The 18,728-nt window shown below is 37.7% G+C and carries 13 protein-coding genes; 10 read left to right on the top strand and 3 right to left on the bottom strand.

The window, feature by feature from the left end:
• The first annotated feature begins 368 nt into the window (after nucleotides 1–368).
• Nucleotides 369–1,295 carry a phytanoyl-CoA dioxygenase family protein gene (locus tag FLA105534_RS11395; RefSeq protein WP_173966242.1) on the top strand — a complete coding sequence of 309 codons (927 nt, stop codon included), beginning with the start codon at nucleotides 369–371 and terminating at the stop codon, nucleotides 1,293–1,295.
• 14 nt (nucleotides 1,296–1,309) lie between these two features.
• On the opposite strand, the gene FLA105534_RS11390 is transcribed toward FLA105534_RS11395, so the two are convergent.
• Nucleotides 1,310–4,570, bottom strand: coding sequence for a T9SS type B sorting domain-containing protein (locus FLA105534_RS11390; RefSeq protein WP_246253221.1), 3,261 nt, complete (start codon nucleotides 4,568–4,570; stop codon nucleotides 1,310–1,312).
• Between the two features lie 763 nt (nucleotides 4,571–5,333).
• Between FLA105534_RS11390 and FLA105534_RS11385 the strand changes: the two genes are divergently transcribed.
• The 6 genes from FLA105534_RS11385 to FLA105534_RS11360 all read left to right on the top strand — a co-directional run bounded on the left by FLA105534_RS11385 (nucleotide 5,334) and on the right by FLA105534_RS11360 (nucleotide 12,073).
• The gene (locus FLA105534_RS11385) at nucleotides 5,334–7,721 is read left to right on the top strand and encodes a TonB-dependent receptor (protein WP_173966240.1); all 2,388 of its coding nucleotides are present in this window, start codon (nucleotides 5,334–5,336) and stop codon (nucleotides 7,719–7,721) included.
• 26 nt (nucleotides 7,722–7,747) lie between these two features.
• Entirely contained in the window at nucleotides 7,748–8,467 is a 720-nt protein-coding gene (locus FLA105534_RS11380; RefSeq protein ID WP_173966239.1) for an HmuY family protein, read from the top strand.
• Between the two features lie 9 nt (nucleotides 8,468–8,476).
• On the top strand, nucleotides 8,477–9,286 hold the full coding sequence (locus FLA105534_RS11375) for an HmuY family protein (RefSeq protein WP_173966238.1): 810 nt from the start codon (nucleotides 8,477–8,479) through the stop codon (nucleotides 9,284–9,286).
• Nucleotides 9,287–9,300: 14 nt separating this feature from the next.
• Entirely contained in the window at nucleotides 9,301–10,047 is a 747-nt protein-coding gene (locus FLA105534_RS11370; RefSeq protein WP_173966237.1) for a DUF5018 domain-containing protein, read from the top strand.
• A 79-nt stretch (nucleotides 10,048–10,126) separates the two neighbouring features.
• The gene (locus FLA105534_RS11365) at nucleotides 10,127–10,798 is read left to right on the top strand and encodes a hypothetical protein (RefSeq protein WP_173966236.1); all 672 of its coding nucleotides are present in this window, start codon (nucleotides 10,127–10,129) and stop codon (nucleotides 10,796–10,798) included.
• A gap of 243 nt (nucleotides 10,799–11,041) precedes the next feature.
• Nucleotides 11,042–12,073 carry a hypothetical protein gene (locus FLA105534_RS11360; RefSeq protein ID WP_173966235.1) on the top strand — a complete coding sequence of 344 codons (1,032 nt, stop codon included), beginning with the start codon at nucleotides 11,042–11,044 and terminating at the stop codon, nucleotides 12,071–12,073.
• A 66-nt stretch (nucleotides 12,074–12,139) separates the two neighbouring features.
• Here FLA105534_RS11360 and FLA105534_RS11355 read toward each other — a convergent pair whose 3' ends face one another.
• Together FLA105534_RS11355 and FLA105534_RS11350 are read right to left on the bottom strand one after the other, a co-directional pair.
• Nucleotides 12,140–12,703 (bottom strand): DUF417 family protein, encoded by a 564-nt coding sequence (locus tag FLA105534_RS11355; RefSeq protein WP_173966234.1) that lies wholly within the window; start codon nucleotides 12,701–12,703, stop codon nucleotides 12,140–12,142.
• A gap of 86 nt (nucleotides 12,704–12,789) precedes the next feature.
• Nucleotides 12,790–13,641, bottom strand: a complete 852-nt coding sequence (locus FLA105534_RS11350) for a helix-turn-helix domain-containing protein (RefSeq protein WP_173966233.1) — start codon at nucleotides 13,639–13,641, stop codon at nucleotides 12,790–12,792.
• A gap of 247 nt (nucleotides 13,642–13,888) precedes the next feature.
• Here FLA105534_RS11350 and FLA105534_RS11345 point away from each other — a divergent pair, with 247 nt between their 5' ends.
• The 3 genes from FLA105534_RS11345 to FLA105534_RS11335 all read left to right on the top strand — a co-directional run bounded on the left by FLA105534_RS11345 (nucleotide 13,889) and on the right by FLA105534_RS11335 (nucleotide 18,728).
• Nucleotides 13,889–14,251, top strand: a complete 363-nt coding sequence (locus tag FLA105534_RS11345; protein ID WP_173966232.1) for a hypothetical protein — start codon at nucleotides 13,889–13,891, stop codon at nucleotides 14,249–14,251.
• 224 nt (nucleotides 14,252–14,475) lie between these two features.
• Nucleotides 14,476–15,585 carry an efflux RND transporter periplasmic adaptor subunit gene (locus tag FLA105534_RS11340; RefSeq protein ID WP_173966231.1) on the top strand — a complete coding sequence of 370 codons (1,110 nt, stop codon included), beginning with the start codon at nucleotides 14,476–14,478 and terminating at the stop codon, nucleotides 15,583–15,585.
• A gap of 29 nt (nucleotides 15,586–15,614) precedes the next feature.
• Nucleotides 15,615–18,728 (top strand): efflux RND transporter permease subunit, encoded by a 3,114-nt coding sequence (locus FLA105534_RS11335; protein ID WP_173966230.1) that lies wholly within the window; start codon nucleotides 15,615–15,617, stop codon nucleotides 18,726–18,728.

Raw genomic sequence — 18,728 nt, 5'->3', positions numbered from 1 at the left:
ACTCTTTACTCTTTACTCTTTACTCTTTACTCTTTACTCTTTACTCTTTACTCTTTACTCTTTACTCTTTACTCTTTACTCTTCACTCTTCACTCTTCACTCTTCACTCTTCACTCTTCACTCTTCACTCTACCAACTTATAATCGACATCTTAAAACACAAAATCACAACAAGTATAGGTAAAATTACAGAATTATTAACAGGTAAATACACTTGATTTTAACACTATATCATCCGTTGGCATTAAAAGGAAATCAGACAGAGAGTCTTCTTTAAAACAATAAAAACAGGTGTTTTTACTTTAAACGGGCAACTTTAAATGTCTTATTTTTGAAACGATTGATTCTTAAATTATAAAAACTCCCCAAATGAAAGAGTCCCTGACCATTCTTGAAAAGTTATGGAAACGAACTTTACACCCTGACAGCACTACCGTACAAAACAATGATGAGACGTGGAATGCAGAAATTAAAATCTTATTCCAATTAGGTATTGGTATGGAAGACACCTTGCAGTTTTTGTACTTTGAAAAACCAGATTTTGATACGTTTAAAAACTGGATTAGTAACAGAATGCGAAATGCAAGTTATGAATCTGAAGACGCTACTGCTAATGTTCTTTCTCAAGAGGATCTTAAATTTTGGGATGAAAATGGTTACGTTATTCTAAAAAATGCAATTTCAGAGGAAGATTGCGAAAAAACTCAACTGGCTATCTGGGACTTTTTAAAAATGGATCCTAGTAAAAAAGAAAGCTGGTATGAAAGACATGAGGATCAAAAAGGATTGATGCTTAATTTCTCCGATCACGAAACTTTAAATCGCAATCGGTTTTCGGTAAAAATTAAAAAGGCTTACGAGCAGCTTTACAACACAGATAAAATATACAAAACGATTGATAAGGTAAGTTTTAATCCTCCAGAAACTAAAAATTTTACTTTTCTAGGGAGTCCGTTACATTGGGATACCAGCTTAAAACAGCCTATAAAATTCGAACTGCAGGGACTGCTCTACCTCACCGATTGTGGTGTCGAGGATGGTGCTTTTCATTGTGTTGCGGGTTTTCATAACAAAATAGACGATTGGCTGAATAACCTTGATCCGAATGTTAACCCAAGGGAAGAAGCTGTAAAAACACTGAAACCAAAACCCATACTTGGGAATGCAGGTGATTTTATCATTTGGAATAGTGCACTGCCCCATTGTGCAACACCCAACAAAGGTCAAAGCCCAAGGATGGTGCAGTACCTTACTTATTTACCAAACGATCATAACATCGCAGGAGAATGGATATAAATGCTATAACACATTTATCTTTTTAGCGAAAAATGCCCTGAAAAAACTAATTTATCACTTAAGTTAGCAGTAAACCAATAGTCGTCTGCGAGTAGTTCATTTCCATTATATAACCCATCCCATCCATAATCATTTGAAGATAATTCTTTTAACACTTTGCCATATCGATCAAATATAACAATCTTTGAATTTGGGTACTTTTCGACCCCAATTATTCTCCAAAAATCATTAAACCCATCATTATTTGGAGTAAAAAATTTTGGATAATCTATTAAAGTAACCTCTTTTAAATCCTGACCACACCCCTCTTTATCTCTTAAATAAACAGTGTAGGTTTTTCCCGGAATATTTGCAAAATAGTTGCTTTCCTGATAATTCATGCCGTCAATTGAATATTCATAATTTCCCATAACTGCTGAAACAATTTCAATAAAATTATTATCGGACAACTCTTTATATTTTACTTCTTTGATTTTTGGAAGAACGGATCGTATTAATTCAAAGTCAAAACTATTTTCACAATAAATATCATTTTTAGTTTTACCAATAGTCAGTGTATACTTTCCTGCATTTTCTAAATTTGCCTCTGCAATATTTGAAACAATAACATTATCCTGAGACTTCCAGATATAGTTATCCCAATTATTATCGACAGTTATCTTCAACGAAGGTTCCAGATTGCACAAAAAATAAGTTTTCTGGATATTTACTGTTGGCAAGCTATTTACAAATAAATCAAAACTTGTTTCAGAATAGCACAGCTTATTTATTTCATTTTCAACCCTTACCAATATCGTCTGAGACCAGGCTTGGGTGTTTTTAAATAAAACAGGTAGAGGACTGGCCAATTGATTTCCATTATTATCAAAGTAAGTTACTTTTAATCCCAATTGATTTCCAATAATCTCTGTCTGTAGGTCAGACATTTCGAAAAAAGCAAATCCACCACCTTCATCGCAACTATATTTATTAGAAGGCTTTTTTATTCTTGGTTGTGAAGCTGTTTTTAAAACTAACTTTGTTTCTGTATAACAACTCGTTAAGGTATTTGTAACTCTTACAGTTATCAATTCCTCATTTTTTGTTGTATTTGTATACGGATTAGGCAATGGGCTTGGTAATGGAATTCCACTGGCATTAAAATAAGAAACTTTCATTCCAATCTGATGCCCCAAAACATTAGTTTCTACCTTTGAAGTGTCAAAATACTCTGAAATTCCGTCATTATTGTCGTCACAACCAATTATCTCGTCCAAAAGATTTGCCTTAGGCAATGGATTTACAACAAGTTTAAAAGTTGTTTCATTATAACAGTTCGTATTACTATTAATAACTTTTACTTTTATTACCTCTTCATTGATTACTAAATTTTTTACCGCATTTAAAGGAGTTTGTATTCTTTGACCATCCTGATGATAAAATTCAACTTTAATATTGTGAGCAGTTCCTATAATCAAAGTTTCTACCTGTTGCAAATTAAACATTGCAAAACCATCATTGTCATCATCACATAGACTTAAGTTTGAAATGGTGGCCAACTCTGGCAATGGATTTACAATTAAATCGAAAGTAGTTTCAGAATAGCAGCAAAAATTACCTTTATGAGACACTCTTACCGTAATTGTTTCTCTATTTTTAATAGTATTTGTAAAAGGATTTGGCAGTGTGCTATATTTCGTTCCTTTCCCATCAATAAAAGTAACAATTTTATCTGTTTGCCCTCCTAAAACCTGCTGTGTAATGATTGAAGTATCAAATGATGCCGAAATACCAGTATTAAAATTACTCTCGCAACCATAGATATTGTTGATTCCATATGCCTTTGGTGGTTCTTTAGCATCAATTGTTTCTGTTAAAATTTCTACTGTACCATCTTTACCTCTAACAGTAGCTGTAATTGCATATTTTCCATCTACTGAAAAATCGTGAAAAGGTGATAAATCATTAGAAGTGTTGGCTGCTCCGGATGCAGGGTCACCAAAGTTCCATTCTACCGAGGCAATTTCTGATGGGTTATCAATACTAAATTCTTTTAAAAATTCAGTACAAATATTTGAAAAATTCATTTCAAACTTATTTGAAACATGCTTTACATTTCCTGTTACATTGATGTAAAAATTAGCGTTAGGTTTTCCAAAATCAGCGGTGGAAACATACTTATCTCCAAAATCAGGACCACCGGGCAACATAGTACAGCCACGCTGCCACGATACATCATTATCTTGCTGTGAACCTGCAATAAAAGCCGTCCCTTCGCCTCCGTCAATTCCTTTATGAACTTCTACCAAAATTCTTTTGACACCCGCCGGAATTACTATTGGAGTATCAAAATTTACTTCCACAATTTGAGATTCAGGGCCGATGTTATATTGAAGACCTTTACGCTGACTACTTCCTATCAAATCTGTTTTTGAAAATGAGGCAGGAAAATTATCATCTATTTTATAAATATTAAATCCTACATCCGCACCCCAACTTGTCTTATTGATGCCGACCTGACCAGACTTAATCACAAATTCTTCATTATTTGATATACCGAAATCTTTTAAAGTAAAAGCTCTGGCCCAATAAATGTTACTGGAACTACATGAATGTATATCTGTTTCTATCACATCATCGCAAACATTATGAGATAATCTCGTGATTGATCCTGAACTTTTTGTATCAAAGACATCCCCAGTAACATTTATATAAAAATTGGCATTTGGAACAGGGATGGTTAAATCTGTTGTAGGAGATAAAGCATGTTCTTTGTCACAGCCTAAATACCATGATTCTCCGGTATCATGCTCAGTTCCGGCTATAAAAACTTCACTCGATGACGTATTATAAACTTCTTTATACTTGTTAACTGTTACCAAAATTCTTTGAGTACCTGCCGGAACAACTATAGGTTCATCAAAATCAATTTGAACAATTTCTGGAGCACCATTAATCAAAGGTGATTGTTTTGAGCCACGAGTTCCAATTACTGTCCTCGGGAATGAAGAATAAAAAAAGACAGGAAAAGTTGAATCAATAGTGTAAACAGAAAAGGATAACTTTGCACCAACATCAGATTTACTAAGTCCAACCTGCCCCGATTTAATTATGAACTGTTCATTTGGTGCTATGCCAAAATCTGATAATTTAAATACTCGTGACCAAGTTTCACTTTCATCGCAAGAATACATATCGGTTTTAATTAATGTTGTTCCGATATTATTAGTTAGGGTTATTTGGGCATTTATGTATTGAAAAGAAAGAAAAATGAAAGCTATAATTGTATTTTTCAACTTATTTTTTTGAATCATTATTAATTATTTATGTCTAACCACTAGTTTTTAAAGCATTAGTAATCATATACTAAAACTTTATTTGTACACCTACTCTCAGTTTTACAATCAGGCAGCTAAAATAAGAAAAGGAATTCTAATTATTCATTTATATTTTAACAATGTGATTACTTAAAAATCAAAGATATAAAGTACATCTACAATAAAATTCTAATCTAAATTTACCAAATGATCACACTATTTCGAGAGCGAGAATAATAAGTTCTAAAACATAATTTTCTGTCTAATAATGCTATTTAAAATTCAGGAATCCCATTTCAATTAGAGATGGGATTTTGTTGTTCTTTTAAGGATCAAATTACACAGAATTTAGAACAATACGAGCATCAAAATTATGATACACTAAATGAAAAACCATCGTTTTCTTTCTTTTTTGGAACCAATTTAAAGTAAATAAGTGTTAAATAACTCAAAAAACGGCCTATATTTCCGGCACTTTTATTGTTTTTTTATTGTTAATTTTTTCTTAAATCCAAAACAAGCTCATTGCATTTCATATGTATTTAAAAACCTAATTAACAACTACATAAAACACACCAACTCAAGTTTAAATTCATATTCATAATCTTTTACCTACTTAATTTTTGCTCATTCTGTAAAAAAAGTACTATTACTACTGTATTAATTATTATTTTTACCAAGTCTAAATAAGAATAGTGCAAAATTAATCTTTGATCACTATAGACAATGGATAACAATAAGAATGAAAAACAAAAACATTTACGGTCCTGCCAGAAAAACAATTATCACTTGTTTTTTTGTATTGTATATAACGTTAACTCAGGCTCAAAACGGCACTAGCATCAACGGTTTTGTATCTCATGCCGGAAATCCGCTGCCGCAAGCATTGGTCACATTAGAGTCTTCCGGTAAATCAGTGGTATCCGATCCTACTGGCTTTTTTTCATTTAAAGGACTATCAAATGGAACTTACACTATCAGAATCACAACCATGGGATATAAAGATTACATCCAGCAGCTAGTTTTAAATGGAAAAGCAATACGTCCCTTGCAGGTGAACATGGAGCGAGGTATCGATCTGAATGAAGTGAGTATAAAAAGCCGTTCAAAGAAAAACAATCCTGAAACTCTTATCAATGCTCAATATAGTGCTATGCCTGTTACAGTCATAGACCGTAAAACCATTGAACTGATGGGCAGCAGAAGACTTGACGAGGTTTTAAAAGAGCAAACCGGTATCGCTATTGTCAATAATATTAGTGGCGGTGCCCGATCTGTAGGAGTGCAAATGCAGGGCTTTGGCAGCGAGTATATCATGGTGCTTATTGATGGTCAGCCTATGGTTGGACGGAATAACGGCAACTTCGATCTCTCGAGAATCAGTGTATCCAATATAGAACGTATTGAAATCATAAAAGGAGCTTCTTCCAGTCTTTATGGTAGCGAAGCTCTGGGCGGAACGATTAATATTATTACACGCCATGGCGTAATTGATCCGCAGCTGCAAGCTTCTCTAAGTTATGGTACTCTGAATATTATTGATGCTACTTTGGAAGGCGAAACACCCTTTTTGCAGAATAAAGGAACCGTAAATCTGGCGGCAAATTATTACCGAACCGATGGTTATAACACCAACTCCAAATTCATCAAAGGCACCACATCCCCACCCTATGACAATTATAGTATTCAGGGAAGATCCCGTTATCAAACCGGTGAAAGCAGTTATTTAAATTTAAGCGGTCGTTACGGTCTGCGCCGTTCTTTTATGCAGAAGGATTTTGGCCTTGGTCATATTTCGGGAGACAATCAGGACGAGCAGGATCTCAATCTTTCGCTTTCGTTTGATCATCGTTTTACTAGTAATCTAAGAAGTATTACCCGATATTACCTTACCCACTATACGGCCGACATGAGTGTAGCCTGGCAGCAAAGCAACAGTGCCGTAAGTCAGGATGTGTTTAAACAGACGTTACACCGTTTGGAACAGCAATTTTCGTACAGCAACAACAATTCCTACCAGCTTGTTGTTGGTCTTGGCGGAAGTCTGGAGCACATGAACGACAAATCGCTTAATGGTGTCAATTCTCTCCAAACTTTCTTCTCCTATATTCAGGGCGAATGGACTCCGTTTCAAAAAATAAAAGCGGTTGGAGGGTTGCGTTACGACCATACCAATAATTTTGGAGGAAGACTCAATCCTAGTTTTGGATTACAATACTACCTTACACCCAAACTGACTTTTAAAACCGGTATTGGAACCGGGTTTAAAGCTCCCGATTTTAAAACAAACTATTTGGTGTTTTTTAATCCGAACGGAAATTATCTGGTTATTGGTAATGCAGTCCTTGCTCCTACGCTTCAGCAATTAAAAGAGGACGGTCAGATAAGCGAAATCAGACAGTATGTACTAAATCAGACCGCCGGCAATCTTCAGGCGGAAAAGAGTATTTCGTACAATGCGGGATTAGTCTTCGAACCTGCCAAAAGTTTTAAAATAGAAGGAAATGCTTTTTATCATAAAATCACCAATCAAATCAATAGCATACAGGTGGCTACCGGAACCAATAGCCAAATTATTTATACCTATCAAAACCTGCCGGAAGCCGTTAACAAAGGATTTGAATTTGCTTTAAAATTCAGTCCGATCAAAAATATGGAAGTAAGTGCGGGTTATCAATACCTCATTGCCAAGGATCTTAGCGTTAAAGACAGCATTAGTGCAGGAAAATGGCCGTACAGTCAAAACATACATGATCCGGCAACCGGCAACTCTTATAAACCAAGGCCATCCGATTATTGGGGCATCGAAAATCGCTCGCGCCACATGGCCAATACTTCTATTTTTTATCGGTACGAACCATGGAAATTCAATGCCAATATCAGAATCAATTTCAGAGGTAAATATCCGTTCGGAGATCGCAATGGAAATCAATTCATCGACAAATACGACATTTTTGTTAAGGACTATTGGCTGACCAATGCGAGTTTTGAAAAACAACTTTTAAAAGATCACCTCAGTATCCGATTCACGGCCGATAACATTTTTGACTATACAGATCCGCTAATGCCGGGGCAGCCGGGACGAATTTTACTTCTTGGTGTAAGCTACCGCTTCTTTAAAAATCAATAAAACTAATCCACATTAAATATTTCACAATGATAACAAACCATATATTCAAAAAAGGACTTTTAGCATTACTACTTATTATAACACTACAGGCTGTTTCGTGCAGCAGTAACGAAGAAAATACGGTAACCACTCTTGCAGATGGTAAAAGCACTGTAGTTTCAGATCTTGCCGGAGATACCGGAGCTGCAATGGGAGGTGAAACAAAAGGCAAAGAAAAAAGAAACTTTCATACTTTTCTTTTCCGCTTTAGCGATCAAAAACAGATCTGGCTGCATACAAAAGCAGACTCGTTGCAGTTTATGAAAACAAACGACTGGGACATTGCCTTTACCGGACCTTACAACAGCGAGGTTTTTATAAACAACAGCAAATACCAGTACAATCCGGGTTACAACGGCCCTGCCAAATATACAGCAGTGGTTTTAGTCAAAGAGGCGTACAAAAATGTAAACCAGGCGGCGGCTGATGCTGATTTTAACAATAGTGAAATCACTAAAATTGGATGGTCTTCTTCTGAAAGCTCTGCTGGCTGGTTTTATTACAGTCTAAGCAGTCATATTATGCAGGCCATTCCCGATCGTACTTACGTATTGCGACTGCCAAATGGAAAATATGCAAAACTACAGCTCGTAAATGCCTACAAAGGCAATCCCCCGGCAGTGACCGACCTTAACTGGCCTGCACCTTATTTTACTTTTAAATATTATGTGCAACAGGACGGAAGCAAAAATTTAAATACCAATTAATTTAATAACATGACAAAATTCAAAACCCTAACCGAAAAACTGTCCAGACCCCTACTGACCGTTTTTCTTCTCTCTGCATTGCTTACAGCCTGCTCTTCAGATGATCCCAAAGTGACCAATCCGGAAAACGGAAATGGTGGTAATCCCGGAACTGAAGTGCCTGCAACAGGCTTATTCTATAAAGTAATACATGTAAAAAACTATCAGGGAAGCACCTCTGATGCCAATCCTACCGCTCCATCGGCAACACTTTATTATAGCCTTGAAGAGAATAAAGCCGTAGAGGGATCCTATAAAAAAACCCGTAAATGGGACTTAGCTTTCGGCGGACTTTATGCCAGCTTTTTATCCGGTAATAACGGCAGCAACTCGCAGAATAACGGATCGCTTGCAGGTGGTATAGGCGGAATCACGATTGTAGCCAAGCCTTTTAATGAGGTGGTTGATATCCCGGCCGACAATCAGTTCAAAACCGGGATTGATCTTATTGGTACCGATGATGCCGGCTCTTTCGGAAATGGAACTGGCTGGTACTTGTACGACTTTGGTGGCGATGTAGTATCGGACGGAAAGAATCCACAAAAAGCACATGTTGCTTATGCGCTTGGAGAATCTCTTAAAATTACAAACGGTACTGTGATTCCGGCCAGAACGGTTATCCTTAAGACTGCCAACGGTAGTTATGCCAAAATCAAAATGATCTCTGTTTATAAAGACGTATACAATTCTAAGGACTGGTACAAAGACACTCCTCACATGTATTACACTTTTGACTATGTAATGGTACCTGCGGGTAGCACCAAATTTGAAATCAAATAACCTAATTAATTCACATGAATACCAAAATTACTCCATTAAAATCAAGCCTCCTTTCTTCTGCTTTTACGCTGCTTGCCCTTCTGACAGGCTGTAGCAACGAAGAAGAAAGATGGACAGATGTAAAAGAAAAACCCATTACAGAAATAGTTACGGCTCTGGATGCCAAAAGAATTATCTCTTTTCGCGTAACAAATCCGGGGACTACACAGGTGATCCATAGTGCCGTAAACAATTTAAAGAAAACAGTTACGGTTTACCTGCCTTCTTATTATGAATACCAATATCTTGAAGCAGCCATAACAGTACCTACCAATACTACTATTTCGCCTGCTGCTAAGGAACTTATACCTGTTTTCAGCAAAACTCCGGTAACGTATACCACCAAAGCGGCCGACGGAACCACCGCTGTCTACACGGTGAATGTGGTGATACAACAGCCTAAACTAGTGGTAAATGAGGTTTCAAATACAACCGATCCTTTTTTAATCAGTACAGACAGTCCGCTTACTGTAAAAGGACAAAACTTCCTGCCGTCGTATGAAGTTACAAAAATATTTGTAGTAGATGCGCAGGGCAATAAAAAATGGCAGATGAAACAATACAATGAAGGTTTGGACATTGGAAGTTTTTATGCAATGTATGTTTTTGCAGACAATGCCAATACTGTTATCCCCCTTAAACCGGATACCGATTACTGGTTCATGATGGAAAGTTACAACCTATCGGCCACAATGAAATATCCGTTCCGAATAACAAACTAAATTTCAGAAACATAAAAATGCCTGTTTATACTGCCGAGGTAATAAAAGAAGCCACTTAATCTATCAAATATAAATCATTATGAAAAAAATAATTCTATCAATTTTAGCAGTGGCTGCTATTACATTTACATCTTGTAGTACCGACGAACAAAATGCAGAAACACAAGCAGTAGCAAAAGAACAATCGCAAGGAACCAATTTAACTAAGAAATCGGCTTTGGCCCTTTGCACGGTTACTTCAACTTCTGTTACAGTAAACAGAACTGCAGCCCCTTCGTCTACTTACACAAACTGGACTCCTGTTGCTGCCGCAATTGGAGGTGTTAATGTTCAATGGGAAGGCATCTACGGAGGTTCAATCCGTCCGGTAGGCAATACCGGTAAATGGTATGTTGGTACTGTGAACTTAAACCAGACTTGTGATGACTGGGATAGCTGGAATGCAAACATCGTAGTTAAAAACGCATCAGGTAATGTTGGTACTTCTCCCGCAGATCCTTACAATGTATTGGGATACAACGGAACTATATCCGGAGCCAACTATGGTTTGGGATATTACTCTTACAACATCCTGACACACGTTATGACTCCTGCGAAAGCTATTGTGATCTGGAGAACAAATTCAGGAACAAATTCACAATCAGTTACCAGCCCTGCATCAGCTTTAGAAGCTTATTTGGTTAAAGTAACAAGCATTACTCCGGGATCTTCTAACAGTACAGTAAACTACAACTGGACACAGGTAAAATAATTAATAACAGCGTAAAAAAGAACATGGGAGCACGAAATAGATAAAGGTAACTGCAGCAAAAGCTGACCGGCGATCCACTGCTAAATACCCCTGCCCTATATCATTCCCCCATGACCACAAACGGCTTTATAAAATTACCGTAAGCATTGTAAAACAGGCATTTTAAAAATAAAAGCCTACTTATCCAATAAGTGGCAAAACTAATAAATAAAATCAATTAAAAATTAAATAGACAATACAATCATGAATAAAAGAATCCATTATCCTGTCTTTTTATATAAGATTGCCTTTCTTTTTATAACACTGCTATGCCTTTCGTGCGAAACAGAATATATCGACAAAGTCAATACTATCCCTGCAGATGTTATAAAAGTGCCGGGATATACCCATATTGAATCCTTTACTATTAAAGATGCTGATAATAATTCGATCAGTGCAGCACTGACAGAAGAGAATATCGTAATTACCTGGAGCAACCACCTGCTGCTTCCCGAAACCGTTAAACCCGAAATTATTCTGGGTACAGAAGCTCTTATTTCTCCTGCATCAGGTACAGAAGTGCCTTTTAAGGACGGTACCGTTTATACCGTTACTTCAAAAGCTGGTACGACAAAAAAGTACACGCTGAAAATAGATTTCAGGCAAAAAGAGCCGAGAACATGGACTTCGACCGCCGAAGAACCTATAACCAAAGGTTTTATGGCCAAGATGACCAATCGCGGTACCAGTGATCCGGCCATCATCAATGATTTGTGGATGAGCCTTAAAGACACCAGAGTTTATTTTGTGTCTGCTGCCGACCAAAAAACAGAGTATACCGCAGAAATTGCTTATTTAGGCAGTGGTGAAACTACCGCTCCGTTTCTGGAATATGGAGTGTATTACTTTCTTCCCGAAAATATGCCATTGGGAATGTATGATCTGCGCATCAAAAACGGAGCTTACACTCTTCAGAACGCCAGTGTAGAAAACAGGTTTAAAATTGAAGTGGTCGAGCCCGATTATTTTAAAACGGAAAGATTTGGTTTTCCAACTACCAAACGTTCCGGTGAAACGCTTGAAGTACGAGGCGGTTTACTAGATTTATTGACTTCAGTTGAAATTTATAACACTGCTAATACGGCTGTCACTTATCCTTTAGAAATTGTAAAACTTACTTCTTATAAAGCCACCTTAAAAATTCCTGCCGGAGTTCCCGCCGGAGTGTATGACAGAATGAGATTTAAAAGAGCGTCTGGCACTTCCAATCTAAGTTATGCTGTAACAGTTCAATAGTTGCAAATCTTTTACTAGACAAAGAACCAAGAGCCTTTAGCTGCACGCTAAAGGCTCTTTTTTGTTTCAATGTTTCTTTCTCAAATACAATGCTGCCGATTCGCTCATGGTAATTAATGAAGCTCCCAGAATAACAATATCTTTTAAAACCAGACGTCCCCTGCCGGACAAATAAGGAAATCCGTATTGATCATCAGTTAAATGCGGGACCCAGCTTTCGGGCGTTGTTGCTAAAAACGAAAGTGTACCAATCGTTAGTATAAAAACCAATATACTGCCAATCATACTCGCCAAAGGTGCCCACTGATGAAGGGCAACCAAAATCCCAATTCCAATTAATAAAACTCCCAAACCGTTGGCAAACCCGTAGGTATTGTTCTCAAGGTGCCATTCGTGATTTTTGGCAATTAACTCTCCCTCTTTATTCCCATATTCTTTGTATTCAGAAGGGTGCTCATAAAAGAAGGACATAAAAGGACTGTTGGCGACAAACGGCACGATTCCATCTGCTTCGTAGGTAAAAAATTTAAGTCCGCCAATCCATAGAAAAACAACTACAATTCCGGCACGTACTGCTTTTTTTCCGAGTTGATCTAAATTGGCGATGGCATTTAAAAGGGTATTTTTCATTGCTGCTGTTTTTAAATTAATTGTTTAAAAGTTACAGCGCAAAACTACGTCCGTAAACCTCCGCAAAGAATGGACGAAAAAGGATATTACCTAGACAAATCTGCCACGATCGAGATTCCGGTTGTTTTTCTGAAGGTCTGTGGAGAAACGTTAGTCATTTTTTTAAAGACCCTGCTAAAATAGTATTCGTCCTGAAATTTTAAAGCAAAAGCAATTTCTTTAATGCTCATTCTGGTAAGATGCAGATGTTTTTTGGCTTCCAAAATCAATCGCTCCTGAATCATTTGTGTCGGAGTTTTATTGAAACGTTTGTTACATTGTTTGGTTAAACTATTAGAAGTCATCGCTAATAAAGAAGCATAATCACTTGCTTTATGAAGGTCTAAAAAATGTTCTTCGAGCAGCAGTTTAAACTGATCCATTTTTTCATCTTTTTGAAGTTCCAGTTTTTCGATGCAACTCATTTTGATACTGCTCGATTTCGCCAGAAAAAGCTGAATATAGGCTCTCAATACAATCTCGGAAGATGTTTCCTGCCTTAGTTCATCCCCAATCTGATTCATTAACTGTGCATACAACTCATGTTGTTCGGCAGACAGTTGTATAGACGGTTCTATATAAATATTATTAAAGAGTACCCCATTACAGGCCACTTCATTTCTATGGTATTCAATGCAATAAAAATCACCATGAAATTGTAAAACACTATACACAATTGGTTTCATTTCTTTTATGTGAATAGATTGTTGAGGTGTGGAAAACAATAAAACGGGACCCGAAAAATGAAACGAAGCAAAATCGGCATGATAGATCCCTTCCCCTTCACTAACAAACAAAACCGTGTATTCGCTAAACTGAACGGGCTTATTTAAGGCAAACTGTTCTGAGTTGGCTATTCCTAATAAAAAAGTACCCTGTTCTGAATATACTTTGTTCATGTTATCCTTTTAATGCATCTCTGCTTTTCTACAAAATTAAGAATGAATTGTTCTTTTACTACACCCAATCCTCACAAAACAATACTAAAAAAGAGGCTGTCTTTTAACGGAATGTTATCCTATCCTGAATTTTTAATATTTTCTAAAAATTTTAAGAATTCATTATTTTGCAATTGACTATATTTGGTCCCTTATCAAATATAAGCCTGTCTTTTCAGACTACAAGCTACAATTCTTTACGGCATACATGAAATCATTTAAGTTCATAGGTATATTTTTGCTATTCTTGCTTCCTCTTGTGGGTGGAGCAGAAATGGTCAAAACCCCTGTACAACTTACTATTTGCCAGGAACAGGAAAACTTTTTAGCTTCTGAAGTACCTCAATATTCTTCTTCTGCTCTTGTTACGCCTAAAGATCTTGACATCCATTTTATAGTCAAAAAGAAGATCAAACATCGTGCGACAACTTCTGATAGCAGTACTTTAAAAACACCGTACTTTACTAAACTAGTACATTTTAAGATTTTTGAAAATGGCTTAATCTATGGTATTGCGACTATATATCAGATTCAGCGACATACTCATCTGCATCTTTACCAACTTTTCTAGATCAACAATTTCATCATTTTTATATTCAGAAATCTTCTGTAATGCACTCTTTTGTTTCGCACAAAGGAGATGTTGTACTATAAAAATATTCCATCAGACTGATACTGCTTTCTAAAAGCGGTGATCGTTGCTTTTTTCATGTTTAACATTTAAGTAATTCACAGCTCCCTATCACTCAGTATAAGGGAGAGCCTCCATTTATATACCCTTTTTAAAAATTCATTATGAACACTACAAAAAATCAATTCTTGTTAATTGTTTTATCTGTTTTATTCCTGACCTCTTGTGGGGATAAAACCAAAAAAGATGTTTCAAAAATTAAAACGCTGCCTGTTTACAAGGTTACGCTGCAGGACACCATTGTCTCCAACCGGTTTGTCGCTGACGTGCACGCCAAAAATAATGTAGAAATACATGTTCGCATCCCCGGATTACTGGACAAAGTTTTTGTGAGTGAAGGACAAAAGGTGCAAAAAGGTCAATTGTTGTTTAAAATCAGTGATGTCGAACTGCAAATACAATTACTGAAAGCCCAGGCCGTGTACAAAAGCACCTTGGCAGATCTCCGAATTGCAACAGTCGAACTGGAGCAGGCACAAACACTTTTCAATAAAAAAGTCATCGCCGACAAGGAACTGGAACTTTCTAAAGCCAAACACGAAGCCGCTTCCGCTAAAGTTGCGCATGCTGTAGCGGAACGAAAAGCAATCAACCAGCAAATTAGTTTCACTACCATCAGAGCTCCTTTTGACGGAACAATCGACCGTATTCCATTCAAAGAAGGAAGCCTTGTAGAAAATGGTTCTTTGCTGACAACGGTTTCGCAATTGGATGATGTTTACGCTTATTTCTCCATTCCGGAAAACATTTATTTTCAAATGATGGCCGACAAAAGTTTAAACAAAGCCGGCGGTGATATCAAACTGGTTTTACCCAACGGTGCCGTTTACAACCAAAAAGGCGAATTAAGAACTGCCGATGGTGAAATCGACCGCCAAACGGGTTCTATTCAATACAAAGCTAAATTTCACAATCCACAAGGTTTCATCAAACACGGAACATCCGGAAAACTGATCATTTCGGAACCTAAAAAAAATGTGATATTAATTCCACAAAAAGCTGTTTTCTCTATACAGGACAAACAGTTTGTATTTCTTGTAAATAAAGAAGGAATTGTAAAAATGACCAACATTACGATTAGCAGTACGCTCGACGATGTATTTATCCTCAATAAAGGACTGAAAAGCAATGACCTGATTGTAGAAGAAGGCACACAGTCGTTGCGGGACGGTGACAAGATCAACATCAAAGACGTACAAAACGTAAGCTTATAGTTTCTAATTAGTATCAAAAAAAACATAAAATGATAGAGTTATTTATCAAAAGAAAAATACTGTCGTTAATCATATCGGTTATGATAGTTCTCCTGGGTATACTGGCCTTGTTTCAGCTGCCTATCACACAATTTCCTGACATTGTTCCGCCATCTGTAACGGTAACGGCTAAATATACGGGGGCCAATGCCGAAGTTTCAGCCAATGCCGTCGCACTGCCTTTAGAACGTGCCATTAACGGTGTTCCCGGAATGACGTACATGTCGACTGTTACTTCCAATGACGGTCTGACACTGATACAGGTCTTTTTTGAAGTAGGAACCGATCCGGATCTTGCGGCTGTAAACGTCCAAAACCGTGTTACAACTATATTGGATGAATTGCCCGAAGAGGTAATTCGTGCCGGAGTAACCACCGAAAAAGAAGTAAACAGTATGCTGATGTATCTGAACATTACCAGTACAGATAAAACGCAGGACGAACAGTTTATTTTCAACTTCACCGATATCAATATTCTTCAGGAACTGAAAAGGATTGATGGTGTTGGACGTGCTGAAATCATGGGGCAGAAAGAGTATTCCATGAGGGTTTGGCTTGATCCTCAAAAAATGCTTTCGTATGCTATTTCGGCAAATGAAGTGATTACTTCCCTTCAAAAACAAAATATATCGGCAGCTCCGGGTAAAGTAGGTGAAGGTTCAGGACAACTCGACAATCAGCTTCAGTATGTTATCAAATACGGAGGGAAATTCTACGAACCCAAACAGTACGAAGAAATTCCGCTTCGGGCAAATTCAGACGGAACGATCCTAAGATTAAAGGACATCTCTAAAATCGAATTTGGATCGATGAGTTACGGAATGGTTTCTAAAACCGATGGTAAACCTTCAGCTTCGATCATGTTAAAACAACGACCGGGTTCAAATGCTTCTGAAGTAATTGCCAGCGTAAAAGAAAAAATGGCCGAACTTCAAAAAACGTCCTTCCCTCCCGGTATGGATTACAATATTGCCTACGATGTATCACGTTTTCTTGACGCTTCGATCGATGAAGTTCTAAAAACACTTATCGAGGCCTTTATTCTGGTTGCCTTTGTTGTGTTTATCTTCCTTCAGGACTGGCGTTCTACCTTAATACCTGTTTTGGCAGTACCTGTAGCCCTTATTGGTTCGTTTGCCTTCATGTCGATGATGGGCTTTTCGATCAACCTTCTTACGTTGTTTGCCCTTGTATTATCGATAGGAATTGTAGTCGACAATGCCATTGTAGTCGTCGAAGCCGTTCACGTTAAAATCTCCGAAGAGCATATGGCACCACTTCCAGCTACGATTAGTGCCATGAAAGAAATTACCGGAGCTGTTATTGCCATTACCATCGTAATGAGTGCCGTGTTTATTCCGGTTGCATTCCTAAGTGGTCCCGTTGGAGTTTTCTACAGACAATTCTCTTTAACGATGGCTATCAGTATTGTAATTTCAGGAATCAATGCCCTTACCTTAACCCCTGCCCTTTGTGCTATTTTATTAAAACCACATAATCCGGAGGAGAAAAAGAATTCTTTGATCAATCGTTTTTTCAACAGTTTTAATACATGGTTTGATAAGGTTACGGCCGGTTATATCAGAATATTGGCAAAATTTGCGGATCGCACTACTGTTACTGCCGGTCTATTAGTTTTATTCTGTTTACTCACCTGGGGAACCAGTAAATTTGTTCCGGGTGGATTTATCCCTTCAGAAGATCAAGGAATGGTTTATGTAAGTGTGACTACTCCTCAGGGAGCCACAGTAGAACGTACCGAAAAAGTACTGGATGAAGTAACCCGTCTGGCCAAAGAAATTAAAGGTGTAGACAATGTGACGACGCTTGCAGGATACAGTATTGTGACCGAAATTGCGGGAGCTTCTTATGGTATGGGAATGATCAATCTGAAAGACTGGAGCGATCGTGACATCTCGGTAAATGAATTCATCACCAAACTGGGAGAGAAAACAAAAAACATTTCTGATGCACAGATTGAGATCTTTGCACCGCCAACCGTTCCCGGTTTCGGAAATACAAGCGGATTTGAACTTCGATTACTCGACAAATCCGGAGGAACAATCACCAACACGGATGCTGTCACCAAAAACTTCATTAAGGAACTAAATGCGGCACCCGAAGTACAAAACTCTTTTAGTAGTTTTGATGCTACTTTCCCTCAGTATTTAATCCATATCGATTATGATCTGGCTGCCAAAAAAGGGATCTCTGTAGACAATGCCATGTCTACGCTTCAAACGATGCTGGGTTCTTTTTATGCAACCAATTTTATACGTTTCTCCCAAATGTATAAAGTAATGGTTCAGGCCAGTCCGCAGTTCAGAAAAAATCCCGAAAGTATCCTGGATATGTACCTTAAGAATGATGCCGGAGAAATGGTTCCGTTCTCCACCTTTATCAAACTGGAACGTGTTTATGGTCCTGAAGTGCTAACACGTTACAACATGTACATGTCGGCTATGATCAACGGAGAGCCTGGTGAAGGATATAGCTCAGGAGAAGCAATCGCAGCCGTAGAGAAAATTGCAGCCGAAAAACTGCCAAGCAGGTTTGAATTGGAATGGTCGGGTATGACGCGCGAAGAAATTCTGTCCGGAAATCAAACTATTTACATTTTTGCGTTGTGCATACTGTTTGTCTATTTGCTTCTTGCTGCTCAATACGAAAGTTTACTGCTCCCTTTTCCGGTGCTTTTAAGTCTACCGGTAGGTGTTTTTGGTTCGTACCTCGCCTTGTTAATGGTTGGACTGGACAATAACATTTATGCTCAGGTGGCACTCGTCATGCTTATTGGATTACTCGCCAAAAATGCCATTCTGATCGTAGAGTTTGCAATGGCCCAGAACAAAATTGGACGTGATATTACCGAGGCTGCAATCGAAGGAGCCCGATTACGTTTCAGACCCATTTTAATGACTTCGTTTGCTTTTATTTCAGGGTTAATTCCTTTGTGTATTGCCTCGGGTGCCGGTGCTATTGGTAACCGTTCGATAGGTACTGCCGCCGCCGGAGGTATGCTTATAGGAACAGTCTTCGGACTTGTAATCATTCCGGGACTTTATATCCTGTTTGCCAAATTTGAAAAAGCATTGAAAAAATAA

This window comes from Flavobacterium collinsii, from assembly GCF_902804485.1.
In the GTDB taxonomy this organism is placed as follows: Bacteria; Bacteroidota; Bacteroidia; order Flavobacteriales; family Flavobacteriaceae; genus Flavobacterium; species Flavobacterium collinsii.
Note: the sequence above shows the minus strand (reverse complement) of the source record. Positions and strands in the feature narration are given on the sequence as shown.